At 57.5% G+C, this 16250-nt stretch carries 19 protein-coding genes and 1 tRNA gene; 16 read left to right on the top strand and 4 right to left on the bottom strand.

The window, feature by feature from the left end; genetic code table 11:
• The first annotated feature begins 8 nt into the window (after window positions 1–8).
• From nrdF to ACQZ6J_RS03525, 16 genes are all read left to right on the top strand, one after another.
• A complete protein-coding gene (gene nrdF, locus ACQZ6J_RS03600; RefSeq protein ID WP_163986346.1) occupies window positions 9–983 on the top strand; it encodes a class 1b ribonucleoside-diphosphate reductase subunit beta in 975 nt (324 codons plus the stop codon).
• A gap of 357 nt (window positions 984–1340) precedes the next feature.
• Entirely contained in the window at window positions 1341–1550 is a 210-nt protein-coding gene (locus tag ACQZ6J_RS03595; RefSeq protein ID WP_163986345.1) for a cold-shock protein, read from the top strand.
• Window positions 1551–1656: 106 nt separating this feature from the next.
• A complete protein-coding gene (locus tag ACQZ6J_RS03590) occupies window positions 1657–1944 on the top strand; it encodes a cold-shock protein (RefSeq protein WP_163986344.1) in 288 nt (95 codons plus the stop codon).
• A 14-nt stretch (window positions 1945–1958) separates the two neighbouring features.
• Entirely contained in the window at window positions 1959–2195 is a 237-nt protein-coding gene (gene rpsU, locus ACQZ6J_RS03585) for a 30S ribosomal protein S21 (protein WP_163986343.1), read from the top strand.
• A gap of 36 nt (window positions 2196–2231) precedes the next feature.
• Complete coding sequence (locus tag ACQZ6J_RS03580) at window positions 2232–2435, top strand: hypothetical protein (protein WP_163986342.1); 204 nt, start codon at window positions 2232–2234, stop codon at window positions 2433–2435.
• Between the two features lie 304 nt (window positions 2436–2739).
• Window positions 2740–2949 (top strand): cold-shock protein, encoded by a 210-nt coding sequence (locus tag ACQZ6J_RS03575; RefSeq protein WP_163986341.1) that lies wholly within the window; start codon window positions 2740–2742, stop codon window positions 2947–2949.
• Window positions 2950–3058: 109 nt separating this feature from the next.
• On the top strand, window positions 3059–3232 hold the full coding sequence (locus ACQZ6J_RS03570) for a hypothetical protein (protein WP_449082800.1): 174 nt from the start codon (window positions 3059–3061) through the stop codon (window positions 3230–3232).
• Window positions 3233–3255: 23 nt separating this feature from the next.
• Window positions 3256–3660 carry a hypothetical protein gene (locus ACQZ6J_RS03565; RefSeq protein ID WP_449081997.1) on the top strand — a complete coding sequence of 135 codons (405 nt, stop codon included), beginning with the start codon at window positions 3256–3258 and terminating at the stop codon, window positions 3658–3660.
• Window positions 3661–3816: 156 nt separating this feature from the next.
• On the top strand, window positions 3817–4101 hold the full coding sequence (locus ACQZ6J_RS03560) for a DUF982 domain-containing protein (protein WP_449081995.1): 285 nt from the start codon (window positions 3817–3819) through the stop codon (window positions 4099–4101).
• 379 nt (window positions 4102–4480) lie between these two features.
• Window positions 4481–6055: a hypothetical protein gene (locus tag ACQZ6J_RS03555; protein WP_449081993.1), complete on the top strand. Its 1575-nt coding sequence runs from the start codon at window positions 4481–4483 to the stop codon at window positions 6053–6055.
• 422 nt (window positions 6056–6477) lie between these two features.
• Window positions 6478–6858: a GtrA family protein gene (locus ACQZ6J_RS03550; RefSeq protein WP_449081991.1), complete on the top strand. Its 381-nt coding sequence runs from the start codon at window positions 6478–6480 to the stop codon at window positions 6856–6858.
• Between the two features lie 10 nt (window positions 6859–6868).
• Window positions 6869–7627 carry a class I SAM-dependent methyltransferase gene (locus ACQZ6J_RS03545; RefSeq protein ID WP_449081989.1) on the top strand — a complete coding sequence of 253 codons (759 nt, stop codon included), beginning with the start codon at window positions 6869–6871 and terminating at the stop codon, window positions 7625–7627.
• 1 nt (window position 7628) lies between these two features.
• Entirely contained in the window at window positions 7629–8342 is a 714-nt protein-coding gene (locus ACQZ6J_RS03540; RefSeq protein WP_449081987.1) for a class I SAM-dependent methyltransferase, read from the top strand.
• A 38-nt stretch (window positions 8343–8380) separates the two neighbouring features.
• Entirely contained in the window at window positions 8381–9232 is an 852-nt protein-coding gene (locus tag ACQZ6J_RS03535; RefSeq protein WP_449081985.1) for a transketolase, read from the top strand.
• A complete protein-coding gene (locus ACQZ6J_RS03530) occupies window positions 9229–10158 on the top strand; it encodes a transketolase family protein (protein WP_449081983.1) in 930 nt (309 codons plus the stop codon). Before ACQZ6J_RS03535 ends, ACQZ6J_RS03530 begins: the two co-directional genes overlap by 4 nt.
• Window positions 10155–12119: an NAD-dependent epimerase/dehydratase family protein gene (locus ACQZ6J_RS03525; protein WP_449081981.1), complete on the top strand. Its 1965-nt coding sequence runs from the start codon at window positions 10155–10157 to the stop codon at window positions 12117–12119. Before ACQZ6J_RS03530 ends, ACQZ6J_RS03525 begins: the two co-directional genes overlap by 4 nt.
• 397 nt (window positions 12120–12516) lie before the next feature.
• On the opposite strand, the gene ACQZ6J_RS03520 is transcribed toward ACQZ6J_RS03525, so the two are convergent.
• The 4 genes from ACQZ6J_RS03520 to xylF form a co-directional block, all read right to left on the bottom strand.
• A tRNA-Arg gene (locus tag ACQZ6J_RS03520) sits at window positions 12517–12593 on the bottom strand.
• A 162-nt stretch (window positions 12594–12755) separates the two neighbouring features.
• Window positions 12756–13538, bottom strand: coding sequence for an ATP-binding cassette domain-containing protein (locus ACQZ6J_RS03515; protein WP_163988080.1), 783 nt, complete (start codon window positions 13536–13538; stop codon window positions 12756–12758).
• A gap of 15 nt (window positions 13539–13553) precedes the next feature.
• Complete coding sequence (locus ACQZ6J_RS03510) at window positions 13554–14882, bottom strand: sugar ABC transporter permease (RefSeq protein WP_163988078.1); 1329 nt, start codon at window positions 14880–14882, stop codon at window positions 13554–13556.
• Between the two features lie 288 nt (window positions 14883–15170).
• Window positions 15171–16211 (bottom strand): D-xylose ABC transporter substrate-binding protein, encoded by a 1041-nt coding sequence (xylF, locus tag ACQZ6J_RS03505; protein WP_163988076.1) that lies wholly within the window; start codon window positions 16209–16211, stop codon window positions 15171–15173.
• Window positions 16212–16250 lie beyond the last annotated feature (39 nt).

Here is a 16250-nt window from a genome sequence, read left to right as displayed (position 1 = left end):
ACATTCCCATGAACATGCAATTCAAGCCGGCAAGCCGCGTTCGCGCCATCAACTGGAACCGCATCGAGGACGACAAGGATCTTGAGGTCTGGAACCGCCTGACCGGCAATTTCTGGCTGCCGGAAAAGGTGCCGCTTTCGAACGACATCCAATCCTGGGCGACGTTGAAGCCCGAGGAGCAGCAGCTCACCATCCGCGTCTTCACCGGCCTGACGCTGCTCGATACGATCCAGAACGGCGTCGGTTCCGTGAAGCTGATGGCCGATGCCGTCACGCCCCATGAAGAAGCGGTGCTTTCGAACATCTCCTTCATGGAGGCCGTGCATGCGCGCTCCTACTCGTCGATCTTCTCGACGCTCTGCCTGACGCCCGACGTCGACGACGCCTATCGCTGGTCGGAGGAGAACGAATTCCTGCAGAAGAAGTCGGCGCTGATCATGGAGCAGTATTCCTCCGGCGATCCCTTGAAGAAGAAGGTCGCCAGCGTCTTCCTCGAGAGCTTCCTGTTCTATTCCGGCTTCTATCTGCCGATGTTCTGGTCGAGCCGCGCCAAGCTCACCAACACGGCCGACATGATCCGCCTCATTATTCGCGACGAAGCCGTGCACGGCTATTATATCGGCTACAAGTTCCAGCGCGGCCTTGAGCGGCTTTCGGAAGAGCGGCGCCAGGAAATCAAGGATTTCGCCTTCGATCTGCTGCTGGAACTCTATGACAACGAGGCCAGGTATACGGAAGCGCTCTATGACGGTGTCGGGCTGACCGAAGACGTCAAGAAGTTCCTGCACTACAACGCCAACAAGGCGCTGATGAATCTCGGCTATGAAGCGCTGTTTCCGGCCGAAGCCTGCAAGGTCAACCCGGCCATTCTTTCGGCGCTATCCCCGAATGCGGATGAAAATCATGACTTCTTCTCCGGCTCCGGCTCGTCCTATGTGATCGGCAAGGCTGTCGCGACCGAGGATGAAGACTGGAATTTTTGAGAGAGCCGCGACAGTACGACCCGCAAGGGACGTGCTGTCGCAAAGCTTGCGTCCAATGATATAGTTCCGTCCAGGAGCGGCTTGATACCGGCGTCGGCGTGGCGAATATCTTCGTTGCGCGCGCTGTCGCTGCGCGCAACGAAAGCCCGGTGTCCGGATATTTGCCTGACCGTCTCCGGTTTATTTTCGGGCATGCTTATTGCCAAATCAGAAATAGAGCCTATATTCGGCTTATCGACCATTGCTTGTGATGTCGCTTAAGAGCCGCAAGGTTCCATCGGATTTCCTCTCAACTAATCGATCTAATCCCGCAAGGTATCGCGGGAGCAACAACGATTACTAAGAAAGGAAATCGTTATGAACACTGGCACTGTAAAGTGGTTTAACGCAACCAAGGGCTTCGGCTTTATTCAGCCTGACGATGGCAGCACGGACGTTTTTGTCCATATCTCTGCGGTAGAGCGCGCTGGTCTGCGTTCACTGAACGATGGTCAGAAGATCACTTACGACATCGTGCAGGATCGCAGATCCGGCAAGAGCTCCGCCGACAATCTTCGGGCGGCTTGAATTTGTCATTCGCTCCCGCTGACCACGGATGTACTGGCAGCGAAGCAGAGTGACCGTGAGAGGTCGGGTTAGCGCCCGGCCTTTTGTTTTTTTCCGGGAGAATACCATGCAAAACCGGCGCTACCGGTCCGGCGACTCGATTCTATTGAAGCCCGGTGCTCTTGGAAATTCTCAACCGTCTGGCAGAGGCAGTATTCTTTCTTGCCTGCCGGAGGCCGATGGTGTCGCTCAGTATCGCGTGCAGTTCGAGAATGAAAATTTCGAACGCCGTATCCGGCAGGACGACATCGATTTAACGGCCTCGCCATCAGCCGCCCCGGAAACGCGCTCCATGCCGCAGGAAAAGACCGCGAGCTGGATCAATTCAAGGGCAATCAGCATTAGAAAACGGTAACGAAAGAGACGATTTTGCAGGTAGACGTCAGAGATAACAATGTTGACCAGGCGCTTCGCGTTCTGAAGAAGAAGATGCAGCGCGAAGGCTTGTTCCGGGAAATGAAAGCTCGGCGCTCTTATGAGAAGCCGTCGGAGAAGCGCGCCCGCGAGAAGGCCGATGCCATCCGCCGGAGCCGTAAACTCGCCCGCAAGCAAGCGCAGCGCGAGGGCCTTCTTCCAATGCCCAAGAAGGTCGTTCGGGCGCGATGATCGCCCGCTCAGTTCTTTTTCCCGATAGGAGATGTCATGACCGTCACGAAAGAAAAGTTTTTCAAGCCGGGTAAAGTTTCCCCTCAGGATAAGACGTTGGCGACAGATTCGGCGGCAAGGCAAATTACTGCCGCTGAAGCCGCTGACCGGGAGAAAAAGACCGAAAAGCTTCGTGCTCTTCGATTGGCCCAACCGGCTGCGGAGACGACCACGCCGCCCAAGAAAAAGCGGCAGAAGTAGAAATTACAATAATTCATTCGAATTGTTGTAGTTATCAGTAGATCTTAGTGAAAAAATCTATTTTCTGTGATTTTCTGTAGTTCTATTGTAGCTAATATGTCCTGTGACGGGAAATCTATTTAGGTTAATAGCAAAACAACCTTATTGCGAACACAAATATCTGATATATAAACTTTATCGGATTTGCTTCGTTAGCTTTGTTTCTGCGCGCAGGCGCATTTACCGATCTTCCCTCTCAAGCTCGATCGTTGATAGCACGCGCATAGCGGGCATCGTAATTCCATGCGACTGAAAGGAAATCGTCATGACTGTAGGCACCGTGAAATTCTTCAATATCAGCAAGGGTTTCGGCTTCATTGCTCCGAGCGACGGCTCTCAGGACGTATTCGTCCATATCTCGGCGGTAGAGCAGTCCGGCATGTCTTCTCTTCGGGAAGGTCAGTCGGTCTCTTTCGAGCTGGTGCAAGACGCACGCAGCGGCAAGAACGCCGCGCAGAACCTGGCATCCGCGTAATCAATAGAGCAATCGGCTCGCGTCCCCTTTGACCACGGATGTACTGGCACTGCGGATTGCGAACCTTTGGAAAGGTCGGGCAAGCCCGGCCTTTTTGTTTTGGAGAGAAATGATGTCGAAGACAAACGCAGAGAAGATCCTTCGGCGGGCGCTACGCCAAGTGAAGAACACGAGTGGCGGCGGGCATCTGGGCGGCACGAATTTCGGGCAGGCCTTTGATGCGAAGACGTCGTCGACGAAGAGTGGAAACAATAAAGCGCGCAAGCCGGAGCGCATGAAATAGCCTTAAATGAAGCGCGATAATGCGTGATCGGCATCGCCTCGTCTTTGCTTTTGCTGGACGCGTGGTCGAAGCGTCGGCGGCAAGCCCCTTTGCAAGGGCGGATGTTTCCGACAGCCGCGCCAATCGGCTTGAAACATCCCCTGCACGCTGCCTTACGCGACAAGGAGGAAACAGCTATGCACATCCAAAATCCCGTCGTCTCGTCCGGATTGGGCTTGGCGTTGGAACTGCCTGATCCGATAAAGGCAGGAATGATCGGACCTCCGGATTTGGAGGCCTCCGATGGCGCAGCCAGAGAAGCCTACGAGCGCGGAGGTGACGCCGGCATGCGCGAGATGGCAGACGGGGAAAATCCCTATCCGGAAGGAAGCGCGCTCGCGAAAACCTATGAACACGGCTATCTCGATGGACAAAAGGCGCGGCGATAGAAAATAGTCTATCTGCGCGATGGACTCCAATTACTGGCTCTTCCGAGCGTATTTCCGCTATGCTTGGAAGAGATATACTTAAGAAACCCGGAAAATCCTTGGGATTCCTATCCTGACTTATGGTATTGACAACGACCGCAGAGGTTTTCCTCCGCGATGCCGAGGAGGAAGGCGATGGGATCTGTTATCAACGTGGGATTCTCTCTTATGTGGGAGACGCCGGTTCTCATTCACAAGGGCGATTTCTGTGTCAAAGCCATAGATGGTCCCAGGGAGGCGCTTCGGTATCTGCAGCAGGACTTTGGTCAACACTCGGGCCAGTTCTACTGGAATGCAGTTTATTCCTGCAAGACGGCCCTTCGATATCGATCCGCCCCCGAAACTGCCCGCAGATATTTTATCATAGCTTGCGGCAACGCCACCGATATCGCCGTGCCCTGAAAGGGCAGGTGAGGGCCAATGAAGTCGATGATATCGTTAAATTGAATGTGCGGCAGCGGTGGTGAGGATGCGCGTGTTCATGCCGTTGTTTTTCCTGTCGAGCCTCGTCTCTCTGTGAGGGATGCAGGCATGCCCGGAACTTCGCATAGGGTAGGGTCAAGCCGGATGAGACCTTTTCACCGTGCATGTTGGCTCGTGGCAAGATAACGGGATTGCCAACAAGCGACCGACGCGATCAAAGACCCGAGTTGATTTCAAATAGCGATCCGCGCACCATCGCCGGGCATGACTCTGCGATGCAGAGCCCGTATAGAGCGTTTACTAGGTCGCGTGCGGCATATGCTGCTGACGTTATGCATTTCTGGATCGACGCACAGGCATGAAATTTCCAAGTCAGACGACCGTTCGGGTTCCCTTCAATTTCATTGTGCGATTGGTGGTGGTCTTCGTTGCCGTCGTGCTTCCGCGCCTGGCGGTTTTGGGAAGCCCCCCTTCCACGGATGAAGGGGTCTACGCATATTTTGCGCAGATCGCGCATGCGACGTTGGCCACAGGGCAGGGATTGCCCGACACCGGCGCTCTGATGCTCTATCCCCTGCTTTTGTCGTGGTCCTTTGCGCTTCCTTTCAACCATTTGATCTTTTTACGCATTCTCGACATGGCTGTTAGCTTTGCGGCCGGATGGATCCTCTATGGTGTTGTAAGAAGAGAAAGCAGAAGCGCTTTCGCCGCCGCCCTGATTTCCTTTATCTTTCTCTTCACCATGAACCAGCCGATCTTCATTCAGTCCGGCTTCAAGAACAGCTTCTTTGCGGCATATGTTCCCCTGTTTCTGGCCGTATACCTTGCCCAGGCCGAGAAGACGCGAGAGGCTCGACGTTGGTTTGCAGTCGGGGCGCTGGTCGCTCTCGCTATCTTGCTGCGAGAAACCTTCATCCCTTTTGCGGTGGTCGGAGCTCTCGCAATCCTCGTCGGCCGTGGCTGGAAAGCCTGCCTGCAATATTTCGTCGGAGGAGTGGCGGCCGGCGGTTCGCTTCTCCTCGCCATCTTATGGGCGAGAGGCGGAGTTCATTCGTTGATCGCTGGTTACGAGGATTTCGGAGCGATCTATGCTTCCATGAGCGATCAATCGCTCACGCTGTTTGTCTCCAATGGTACGGTGGCAGGGCAGGAGATGTTGGCGGCGCTAGTTTTTGGTGGATTGTCTATCGCGGGGAGGCTGTTCGCATCAGCCGACACGCCGGCTCTTCGAGGCAGACTATGGTTCTGGGCTGCTGCCAGCCTCGTGCCGCTGATCGAACCGATTTCCAAAATCGGCTTCCCCTATCATTTTTCGGCATGCCTGCCGGGTCTGGCTGGGCTCGCGGCCAACGGTTGGCGCGCATTCACGCTCAATGACGGCGCGCGGGTAAGAGCAGGGTTCGGAGCCGTCGTCCTGGGTGCGGTTGTGCTTTCTCTTTTTCCGAAATTCACGCCGCTCGCGAACACTTGGGCTGCAACGCGTATCAATGCCTGGAACTGGAACAGGAATGAATGGCCCGTCGATTCCATATCGACGTCCAACTATCTGCTTGCGGCAGATGCCCTTCGAAAGAATGCGCCGCCAAACGGAACAATGAGCGTCAGCGGCTTCATGTACGCGCTCTTCCCGCTCACGGGCCTCACTCCGTCAGACTACGAACTGAGCCATCTGACGACGCTCGCCATCAAGCTTGGCTTCGACAAGGATCAGGTGCAGAAGGCTCTAAGCCAATGCCCTCCCGATGTCCTCATGACAAGCAGCCGCGCGGATATCCCGGGAGCCGATATCGTTACCGAGGCGGTCGAGCAGTCGGGGCTGTATCAGGCCGTGGCTACCATCCCGATTTCGCCGGAGAAATCCTACGGCAATTTTGCAGGAACCATCTACAAGCGAAACTCCGGTGGAGGCGAGTGTAAAAGTCGTCCGCATTGAACCGAGTTTCGTGACGATGATATAGGGTGTGGTGGCCAATAATATTGGAAAGCTCGCGAAACATCGGCAGATGTTGAGCCGTGCATTTGCTGTCGTCGAGGGACATGGCCAGGCCTCCATTTTCTTGCTGCGCACTTGCAGCCTGTGGATGCTCGCCCGGTCCGCAGCAACTCATGACATCGCGCAGGTATTTTCGGCACGATCGGTCAATGACTCCTGAAAATGGCAACCCGCTCGAACTCTCAATGAGCCGGCACGAGCTCGCCCAAATCTTCCACCATGGTTTTTGCCGGTATCTTCCTGTGTGCTTGGCCGATGATGAGACCGCGAATAGCTGGAAACGGCCCGTCTTGTGTTGACACCAGGCGGTTTTGTCGTCATGGCAGGGCTTCGATCGAAGGCTGAAGGTTGCGGAATTCTTGATGGCAGAACTCGCGCGCATTGCACGCTTTATCGCCGTGGGCTTGCTCAACACGCTTTTCGGCTATGCGAGCTATGCGCTCTTTTTGTTCTTTTCCGTTCCGCTATGGCTGGCCCTGGTCGGGTCCATACTTGCAGGCTTTGCCTTTAATTTCGTGACCTACGGCGGGCTGGTCTTCAAAGACCTTTCGCGGCAGAATTTGCCACGATTCCTGTTGTTTTATTCTGCTTTGGCCGGCGTGAACTATATCGCCCTACGGCTTTTGGAGACCGCAGACGTGAAGCCGATCTTGGGGCAGGCCATACTGTTGCCTCTGCTCGCGGCGATATGCTATGCGGGCCTTCGACTGTTTGTCTTTCGAGCAGCCGGTTTCAACGGATAGCGAGGATCGGATGAGCGTCGACGTCACCGAAGAGTTCAAGCCGATCCCGGTGCGGAGAACAAGCGGACCGCTGGGAAAACTGCTTTACTGCCTGCGGCTTGTTATAGATTTGCAGCTGCTGACGTGCACTCGCTTCCTGACGCCGCGATTGGCGAACGTCGAAGGCGCGGTGCTGGATGTTGGTTGTGGTGAAATGCCCTTCCGCCCCTTGCTTCCGGCAAATGTGCGCTACACGGGCCTGGATGTGCCGCAGGCTGTTGCGTTTGGGATGAGCGATAACAAGCAGATCGTCGCGTTTGACGGGAAGACCATCCCCCTCCCGGACAATTCCCATGACGTGCTGCTATGCACCGAAGTGCTGGAACATGCAGTGGATCCGGTTACCCTGATAGAGGAGATGCATCGGGTTCTTCGGCCCGGCGGTTTGCTCCTCGCGACGGTGCCGTTCGCCGCCCGAGTTCATCATGCTCCTTATGATTTTCACCGCTTTACGCGATTTCGGCTCGCTGCAATGTTTTCGTCGTTCGACGGCGTGCAGATCATCGAGCGTGGCAACGATATCGCCGTCATAGCCAACAAGCTGATTGTCTTAAGCGTACGTCTGGCGAATCCGAAGAAGTCGAGAAACCTCTTCTGGACGGTGCCGCTTCTCGTTCTTCTGGCGCCATGCACAATTGTCGCTTTGATCTGCGCGCATCTGTCCCTTTTCCTCGGCACGGGTTCGAAGGACGACCCTCTCGGCTACGGCATAGTGGCGCGGAAGGGATAGGATGTCGAAATTCAAGATACAGGATGAGCGCGGCTTCAATCAGGTTTTTACGCCCGTCGGTTCAACACCGCTTCGGGCCACGAGAAGAAACGACTGGTTCATTTCCCAGGCTCGGCGCGTGGATGCGAAGCGGATACTTGAGATCGGTTGTGGCACCGGCGAGGCGGCGGCGCATCTGGCTCGGCATACGAGTGCCGAAGTAATCGGCGTAGACCTCAGCGACGCTTTCCTCGCCCACGCCAGCGCAACTCACCGGTCGAGCAATCTGCGCTTTGAAAAGCTCGACCTGCTGGGCGGAGATCCGCATATCCTCGGCAAGTTCGACCTGATTTACGGGAACGGCATTCTCCATCATCTGGTGCTGCAACTTGAATCGGTCCTGCGTACGCTGAAAGAGATGACCAACAGCGCAGGGGCGCTTGCCTTTATCGAGCCGAACTTCGTGAACCCGTATTGCGCGTTTATTTTTGGGACCCGGGTCGGCCGCAGATGGGCGCGCCTTGAGCCCGATGAAATGGCCTTTACAGCCGGGGGGCTTCGGAAGCGCGTGCTGGCATCCGGCTGGTCGGATGTGGATATCAACACGAAGGATTTTCTGCTGCCGGGGCTTCCCAGTCCGTTCATCAAGCCCACTCTGGCGATCGAACCCTTGCTGGAAGCTTCGCCTGCGACGCGCTGGCTGGCGCAATCTCACTTCATGACCGCGAGAGCTTAATTTAAGCCTGCTTTCATCGTTTATAGGGATGATACCAGGTGGTAGAACAAAATTGCGCGGCAGCGGTGACGCGCCGAGACCGGGGGCTCAACGTGAATACGCCATTTAAAGCGCGAAACCGTCTTGAGGACGCCGATTTCAGACATGCAAGGCTGCGCCTTCTGAAAATGCACTATGAGAGCGGTGTAGGACACATCGGGGGGAATCTCTCGGTGCTGGACGCGCTGCTGGTTTCCTTCCATGAGTTCGTGGGTCCATCCGATCGATTGATCCTGTCCAAGGGGCATTCCGCGGGCGCGCTCTACATTGCTCTCTGGAGCCTTGGTCTTCTGACGGATGACGACCTGAAGACCTTCCACAGGGACGAAACCCTTCTTGCCGCGCATCCGCCAGCCAGCGGCTTGCCGAAAATCGATTTTGCGACCGGAAGCCTTGGCCATGGGCTATCGCTTGCCGCCGGTACGGCGCTTGGTTTGAGACTGAAATCGAACAGTGGCCGGGTGTTCTGCGTGACATCCGACGGAGAGTGGCAGGAAGGCTCGACCTGGGAGGCTTTTATCTTTGCCTGCCATCAAAAGCTTGCGAATTTGACCGTGCTGGTGGATCACAACGGATTGCAGGGGTTTGGGACAACCAGCGACGTAGCATCGATGAATCCGCTTCCTGCACGGATCGCGGGATTTGACGCCCAGGTCGACGTCGTCGACGGGCATGACCCGGACGCCGTGCGGGAGGCGCTAAATCGCAGCGTCGATCGCCCGCATGTCATCGTCCTCGAGACAGTCAAAGGGAAAGGCGTGTCCTTCATGGAGAACCGCATGAATTGGCACTATCTGCCTCTTAATGAAGCACTCTACGCTCAGGCCGTTCAGGAATTGACCGCAGAATGAGAAATCAGTTTTGTGACGCGCTTGTTGCCCTTGCAGACAGGCCAGATCTTGTTTTTCTCACAGGCGACCTGGGCTTCATGGCCCTGGAGCCACTCCAGGAAGCGTTGAAGGACAGATTTATCAACGCGGGTGTCGCGGAGCAAAACATGCTTTCGGTGGCCGCCGCTCTTGCCAAGCAAGGCTTCAGCGCGTGGGCGTACAGCATAGCGCCGTTTTGCTACGCTCGGCCTTTCGAGCAAATTCGCAATGATGCCGCCTTTCATAACCTGCCGGTCAAGATCGTTGGGAACGGCGGCGGTTATGGCTATGGCGTGATGGGGCCGACCCATCATGCCATTGAAGACTACGGCGTTCTACTTACCTTGCCGAACACGCGTGCATTTGTGCCTGTTTTCGACGAGGATGTCGCGGCAGTCGTCTCGAAGATGATGGATAGCTCCGGGGTTTGTTACCTCAGGCTCGGCCGCGGGGAGCCGCCCGCGAACTGGACAGTCCCTCCCTATGCACCGTGGCGTCAACTTACCGAGGGCGGTGGCCCGGTGGTCATCGCAGTCGGGCCGCTGGCAGGTACCTATATTCAGTCGTTTAACGCGGTTGAAGCAGCGCTGCGGCCCAATTTGTGGGCGGTTGCGGAGTTACCGCTGTCCGCCAATCCCATCCCCGATCGCCTTCTGTCTGCCATTGCGGCTTCGGAGCAGTTCTTCGTGGCGGAGGAGCACGTTCGCCAAGGTGGCTTCGGGTCGGATCTGGCGCTCCATCTGATGGGCCGGAATGTAGCCCGGAACGCAAGGATCCGGCATTTCTACGCGAGAGCACACCATTTTCCGAAGTATGGATCTCAACATTACCTCCGCAGGGCGTCTGGGCTGGATCCGGCCTCTATGATGGTCGCGATTGAGAACCGGTTTTCAGAGCCTGCAGAATGATTGATATCGAGCCATATATACGCGCGCTCCACGGCCCCATCCTCGTGACAGGGGCTTCCGGTTTCGTGGGAGCAAACCTGTTCCACCTGATTGCAAGATATCGAAGCGACGTATTCGCCGTCGTCCAGCGCGAGAAAAACTGGCGTCTCCAGGATGTTCCCAACCATCAGGTAGCGGCCGTCGATCTCAACGACGAAAATGCTGTCAAGAACCTCGTTGACGGCACTATGCCGAAAACGGTCTTCAACTGCGTTGCCTATGGCGCCTATTCGTTCGAGAAGGATGCCGGCCTCATTTACGAGACGAACTTTTTGTCGACCAGGCGCCTGGCCGGGATGTTGGCAAATCGGCCGTTCTCGGCGTTCGTCCATGCCGGCAGTTCGTCGGAGTATGGAAACAATTGTGCTGGGCCGAAGGAAGACGATCCATGCGCGCCCAACAGCGACTACGCGGTATCAAAGGTCGCGGTCAGCAACTATCTCAACTACATGGGCAAGCATAAGCAGTTCCCATGCGTGAACCTACGCCTTTACTCGGTCTATGGGCCGCTGGAGGATACATCCAGGCTGATGCCAAGTCTTGTTCGGAAGGCTTTGGCAGGGCACTGGCCGCCACTGGTCGATCCTGAGACCTCCCGGGACTTCGTCTATGTCGAAGACGTCTGCAAAGCGTTCATCCTTGCTGCAGCGAAGATGAACCCGTCATTGTTCGGCGAGAGCATCAACATAGGCTCAGGCAAGAAAACCACCATTGCCGAGCTTGTGGGGATTGCGAAAGACGCATTCAGCGTGCCGGATCTGCCTGTCTATAATAGCATGGACGCTCGGTCGTGGGATTTGCGCGACTGGTTTTCCGACCCCGAGAAGGCTGAGCGAACCCTCGGTTGGCGAGCTGAAACCACGTTGGAGACGGGGCTGAAGACGCTATCCGAGTGGGTAGAGACGCTAAGCCCTGAAGAGATGGCCAGCAACACAAAGCGCGCAACAGCCGAAAAGAGACGCAGTGTCAGCGCGATCATTGCCTGTTACAAGGACGCGCAAGCGATCCCGATCATGTATCAGCGGCTGACCGACGTATTTAGAAAACTCCAGATCGACTACGAGATCATATTCGTCAACGACTGCAGCCCGGACAATAGCGCGGAGGTCATTCTCGGCCTGTCCGAGCAGGACAAGCACGTCCTTGGGATTACTCACTCCCGCAACTTCGGCTCGCAGATGGCGTTCCGCAGCGGCATGGAGCTGGCGACCAAGGATGCCGTGGTTCTTCTCGACGGGGACCTTCAGGATCCGCCTGAGCTGATAGAGCAATTCTACTCAAAGTGGGAAGAGGGCTTTGATGTCATTTACGGCCGCCGCATCAAGAGGGAAATGCCTTGGGCTTGGGGGCTTCTATATAAGGCCTTCTATCGAGTCTTTGCTGCCTTCAGCTATGTCGCCATTCCCCTCGATGCCGGCGACTTTTCGCTGATCGATCGCCGTGTGGTCGGATGGCTGCTTCGATCTCCCGAGCGCGACCTGTTCATGAGAGGGCTGCGGGCATATGTGGGTTTCCGCCAGGTCGGAGTCGACTATGTGCGGCCGGAACGCCTCTTCGGCCGATCCACCAACAATTTGCTGAAGAATATCGACTGGGCAAAGAAGGGCATTTTCTCGTTCAGCAATGTCCCCATGTCAATGTTGACCGCTTCCGGCGTGGTGCTGTTCGGTATCTCCCTTCTCGCCGTTGCAACAGTCATTGTCCTGCGCCTGCTGTTTCCGGAAATGTCGCCAAGGGGAGTTCCAACTCTCCTTGTCAGCACTCTCTTTTTCGGTTCGCTTAACCTGCTGGCGATTGGGCTCGTGGGCGAATACGTTGCGAAGATCATGACTGAAGTTAAGGGGCGGCCTCGCTTGATCCGCTCCGCCCTTATCCGCAACGGGAAGACAACTCACCTTCTGGCCGACGGGCCGGCTGAATGAGCCATCTGCATCGTTGAGTTTGTTAGATGTTCGGGTGCCGCTGCCTGCGTTTGGCTGCGGCGGCCCCGATCATCCAACCTCGATGTGGCCGCACGTCATGCCAACGAGCCTGTTTCTGCACGCAGAATCAGGCTCCGACGCATATTTGCCGATGGTTCCTCTTATATCGCACCAATCAATCGCATCGGGAAAAAGTCCAGCTCGGCGTACTGATGTATCTGCCTTCCAACAATTTTCAGCTTGCCGGTCAGCTCTTCAACTTGGCCGCATGATCCAGACTCACAGATCGCGGTCGATATTGCCCCTATCTTCACTATTCCTTTGACGGAGGAGACGAGCGGGTCCGGCTTGGATATTTCGAAATCTCAATGCATTGGTTGCCCGGCTTGAGAAGCAGTGGCGCACCCGACAGGATTCGAACCTGTGACCTTTGGAATCGGAATCCAACACTCTATCCAGCTGAGCTACGGGTGCATGCCGTGGCGGTTTGAATCGCCTGTCCGATGGCTGGTTCTTAGCCTAGGAAGCGTCAGGCTTCAATGTGTAAAATTGAGGAAAGCGCAGATCGGACGTTTTGGAGGGGGGAGGCCGCGGAATTCTTTGGGCGCGGCCTCGTTTTTCATGGGCCGTGTTGGCTTATTCCCGCATGGCGCCGGGGCCGGGGGTGGCCTTCGGGGGGACCTTGCCGAGGATGATCATGCCGAGGACTTCGTCCTTGGTGACATCTTCGGTGCGGGCATGGCCGACGACCTGGCCGTTCTTCATGACCGAGACGCGGTCGGCGAGATCGAAGACGTCGTGGATATCGTGGCTGATGAGGAAGATGCCGATGCCTTCCTTCTTCAGCTGCTTGATCAGCTCGCCGACCTGCGCCGTCTCCTGGGGGCCGAGAGCCGCGGTCGGCTCGTCCATGATCAGGATGCGGGCATCGAACAGGATGGCGCGCGCGATGGCGACCGACTGGCGCTGGCCGCCCGATAGCGCCTTCACCGGCTCCTTGAAGCGCTTGAAGTTGGGGTTGAGGCGCCCCATGACCTCGCGGGCCTTGGCTTCCATGGCGACATCGTCGAGCGTGCCCCAGCGGGTTTGCAGCTCGCGGCCGAGATAGAGATTGGCGGCGGCGTCGACATTGTCGGCGACGGCAAGCGTCTGGTAGATCGTCTCGATGCCGTATTTCTTCGCGTCGCGCGGGCTGCGGATATCGGCGGGCTCGCCGTTGATGAGAATATCGCCGCTGTCGCGCTTGTAGGCGCCGGAGAGGATTTTGATCAGCGTCGATTTGCCGGCGCCATTGTGGCCCAGCAGCGCCACGACTTCGCCGGGGTAGAGATCGACCGAGGCGTTGTCGACCGCATGGATGCCGCCGAAGGAGATGGAAATGTTCTTCATTTCCACAAGCGGAGTGGTTTGATCCGTCATGGTTCAGAATTCCTTTTACTTGGCGCGCGAGCGATAGACGATGTCGAGCCAGACGGCGACCACCAGGACGATGCCCACGACGACGTTTTGAATTGGCGTATCGACATTTGCGAGGCCCATGCCCGATTGCAGCGATTGCATGACCAGCGCACCGAGCATGGCGCCGGCGACCGTGCCGCTACCACCGGCAAGCGACGTGCCGCCGATGACGGCGGCGGCGATGGTGAAGAGTTCGTAGGTGGTGCCCTGCGAGTTGACGGCCGAGTTCAGGCGCGCCGTCGAGATCGCGGCGGCGACGGCGGCGAGGAAGCCCATCAGCGCGAAGATCTTCACGATGACCCAGCGGGTCTTGATGCCGGCGAGCTCCGCGGCCTCCGGGTTGCCGCCGATCGCGAAGACATAGCGGCCGAAGCGCAGCCGCGTGGCGATGAAGGTCATCACGATGCCGATAAGAACGGCGATGAGAACCGGAACGGCAATGCCGTAGGGAATGTCGAGGCCGGTTTCCGGCCAGGCAATATTGTGTTCGGTCGCGTATCGCTTGGCGATGCCGACAGGCCAGTAGTAGTTGTTGAAGAGATAGATGGTGCCGAGCACCAGCGCGGAACCGAGGCCGGCCAGGAAATATTCCGCCCAGAGCGGACGGCGCGGAAAGCCGAAGCGCTTTCTCTGGCGGCGCGAGCCGACGATCCCGGCGATGATCAGCAGGCAGGCGAGGATGCCGACGACCCAGCTCCAGGTGGCCCCGATGGAGCCGGTTGCGCCGCTGCCGCCCATGATGACGAAGGTGGAATCCATCGGCGCGACGGTCTGGCCGCTGGTGACGTACCAGGCAAGGCCGCGCCAGACCAGAAGACCGCCGAGCGTGACGATGAAGGAGGGGACGTTCATGAAGGCGGTGATCGCGCCCTGGAAGGCGCCAATGGCCGTGCCGATCGCGAGGCCGCAGATGAGCGTGATGATCCACGTCCAGGAGCTGTCGAAGCCGAGATATTGCGGCAGCCACTTGGCCTGAATGACGCCCATGATCATGGCGACGAAACCGAGCAGCGAGCCGACCGACAGATCGATGTTGCGCGTGACGATGACCAGCACCATGCCGGTGGCCAGGACCGCGATTTCGCAGGTCTGCACCGATAGGTTCCAAAGGTTTCTGGCCGTCAGGAATTCGCGGCCATCGAATATCCGCAGGTAAAGATCGAAGCCGATCCAGATGATCAGCAGCGCTCCGATCATGCCGAGCAAGCGGGTATCGATTTCGGTGGCACGCAGAAAGCGGGTGATCGCACCGGCATCTGCATTGCGGGGACCGCTCGATGTTGTGGACTGTGTCATGTCGGCCATCGCTTTGCCGTTCTCCCTCTATCGGGCGCGACCTGCGATGCATTCTGGGCCATCGCCCGCAATCGCGCCAATCTCAAAACAATGTGTCATCGCCTGTCCGCCGGTCTTCGTCCGGTCCCGGTGGCCGCCATCCGGCAAGCCAAGGGGTATGCGATGGCACAGCACGCTGCGGGAAGCTTCGTCTCCAACTGCAAGGGAGAGTTGTCGGCCCCTAGTCCGCATTCGACGCCGCAACGGAATGCCGCTGCGGCGTCGGGTATTTCGATTGGTCAGCCGTTCAAGGACGGCTTATTTGCAGGCTGCGACTGCGCCGGCCTTGACGCCCTGGCAAGCTTCAGCCTTGGAGATCCAGCCGGCGTCGATGACGACGTTCAGGTTGTCCTTGGTGATGGCGATCGGGGTCAGGAAGACCGACTTCATCGGCACATGCTTCGGGCCGCCGTTGAAGGTCTGCACGCCGCTGACCTGATCCATCGTCTTGCCGTTGGCGAGATCGAGGGCGATTTCCGCAGCGCGCTTGCCGAGTTCACGCGAGTCTTTCCAGATGGAAACGGTTTGCGTGCCAAGTGCGATGCGGTTCAGGGCTGCCTTGTCGGCGTCCTGGCCGGAAACCGGTACGGAACCGGCCAGACCCTGGGCGTCGAGGGCTGCGACTGCGCCGCCTGCGGTGCCGTCGTTGGAGGCTACGACCGCGTCAACCTTGTTGTTGTTGGCGGTCAGGAACTGCTCCATGTTGCGCTGTGCGTTCTGCGGCAGCCAGCCATCGGTATAGGCTTCGCCGACGTTCTTGATCTTGCCGGCGTCGATGGAGGGCTTCAGCACTTCCAGCTGGCCGGAGAAGAGGAAGTCGGCATTCGGGTCCGACGACGAGCCCTTGATGAAGACGTAGTTGCCTTCCGGCTTTGCCTTCAGCACTTCGCGAGCCTGCATGCGGCCCACTTCCTTGTTGTCGAAGGTGATGTAGAAGGCGGCCGGATTTTCGATCAGGCGGTCGTAGCCGACAACCGGAATGCCTTCGTCGGCGGCCTTTTCAACGGCCGGGCCGATGGCATCGGAATCCTGTGCGAGGATGATGAGGGCATTGGCGCCCTGCGAAATCAGCGACTCGACGTCGGTCAGCTGCTTGGAAGCGGACGACTGGGCGTCGGCGGAAATGTACTTGGCGCCGGCGGCTGCGAGCGCCTTCTTGATGGCTGCTTCATCCGTTTTCCAGCGCTCTTCCTGGAAGTTCGACCAGGAAACGCCGACGACGAGATCCTTGGCGAAGGCAGCCGTCTGCATGGTCAAAACGATGGCCGCGCCCGCGGCCAGCTTGATGAAAGCTTTCATGTGATCCTCCCGATTAAATGCGACCGCACGTACCTGAAC

The sequence above is a fragment of the Rhizobium sp. A37_96 genome (genome assembly GCF_053521765.1).
This window is presented reverse-complemented; position numbering and strand designations above follow the sequence as displayed.

Excerpts from the sequence above, each read along its gene's own strand:
- nrdF (WP_163986346.1), top strand. The coding sequence starts at position 9 with ATGAACATGCAATTCAAGCCGGCAAGCCGCGTTCGCGCCATCAACTGG.
- ACQZ6J_RS03595 (WP_163986345.1), top strand. The coding sequence starts at position 1,341 with ATGAACACTGGCACTGTAAAGTGGTTTAACGCAACCAAGGGCTTCGGC.
- ACQZ6J_RS03590 (WP_163986344.1), top strand. The coding sequence starts at position 1,657 with ATGCAAAACCGGCGCTACCGGTCCGGCGACTCGATTCTATTGAAGCCC.
- ACQZ6J_RS03580 (WP_163986342.1), top strand. The coding sequence starts at position 2,232 with ATGACCGTCACGAAAGAAAAGTTTTTCAAGCCGGGTAAAGTTTCCCCT.
- ACQZ6J_RS03575 (WP_163986341.1), top strand. The coding sequence starts at position 2,740 with ATGACTGTAGGCACCGTGAAATTCTTCAATATCAGCAAGGGTTTCGGC.
- ACQZ6J_RS03570 (WP_449082800.1), top strand. The coding sequence starts at position 3,059 with ATGATGTCGAAGACAAACGCAGAGAAGATCCTTCGGCGGGCGCTACGC.
- ACQZ6J_RS03560 (WP_449081995.1), top strand. The coding sequence starts at position 3,817 with ATGCCGAGGAGGAAGGCGATGGGATCTGTTATCAACGTGGGATTCTCT.
- ACQZ6J_RS03555 (WP_449081993.1), top strand. The coding sequence starts at position 4,481 with ATGAAATTTCCAAGTCAGACGACCGTTCGGGTTCCCTTCAATTTCATT.
- ACQZ6J_RS03550 (WP_449081991.1), top strand. The coding sequence starts at position 6,478 with ATGGCAGAACTCGCGCGCATTGCACGCTTTATCGCCGTGGGCTTGCTC.
- ACQZ6J_RS03545 (WP_449081989.1), top strand. The coding sequence starts at position 6,869 with ATGAGCGTCGACGTCACCGAAGAGTTCAAGCCGATCCCGGTGCGGAGA.
- ACQZ6J_RS03540 (WP_449081987.1), top strand. The coding sequence starts at position 7,629 with ATGTCGAAATTCAAGATACAGGATGAGCGCGGCTTCAATCAGGTTTTT.
- ACQZ6J_RS03530 (WP_449081983.1), top strand. The coding sequence starts at position 9,229 with ATGAGAAATCAGTTTTGTGACGCGCTTGTTGCCCTTGCAGACAGGCCA.
- ACQZ6J_RS03525 (WP_449081981.1), top strand. The coding sequence starts at position 10,155 with ATGATTGATATCGAGCCATATATACGCGCGCTCCACGGCCCCATCCTC.
- ACQZ6J_RS03515 (WP_163988080.1), bottom strand. The coding sequence starts at position 13,538 with ATGACGGATCAAACCACTCCGCTTGTGGAAATGAAGAACATTTCCATC.
- ACQZ6J_RS03510 (WP_163988078.1), bottom strand. The coding sequence starts at position 14,882 with ATGGCCGACATGACACAGTCCACAACATCGAGCGGTCCCCGCAATGCA.
- xylF (WP_163988076.1), bottom strand. The coding sequence starts at position 16,211 with ATGAAAGCTTTCATCAAGCTGGCCGCGGGCGCGGCCATCGTTTTGACC.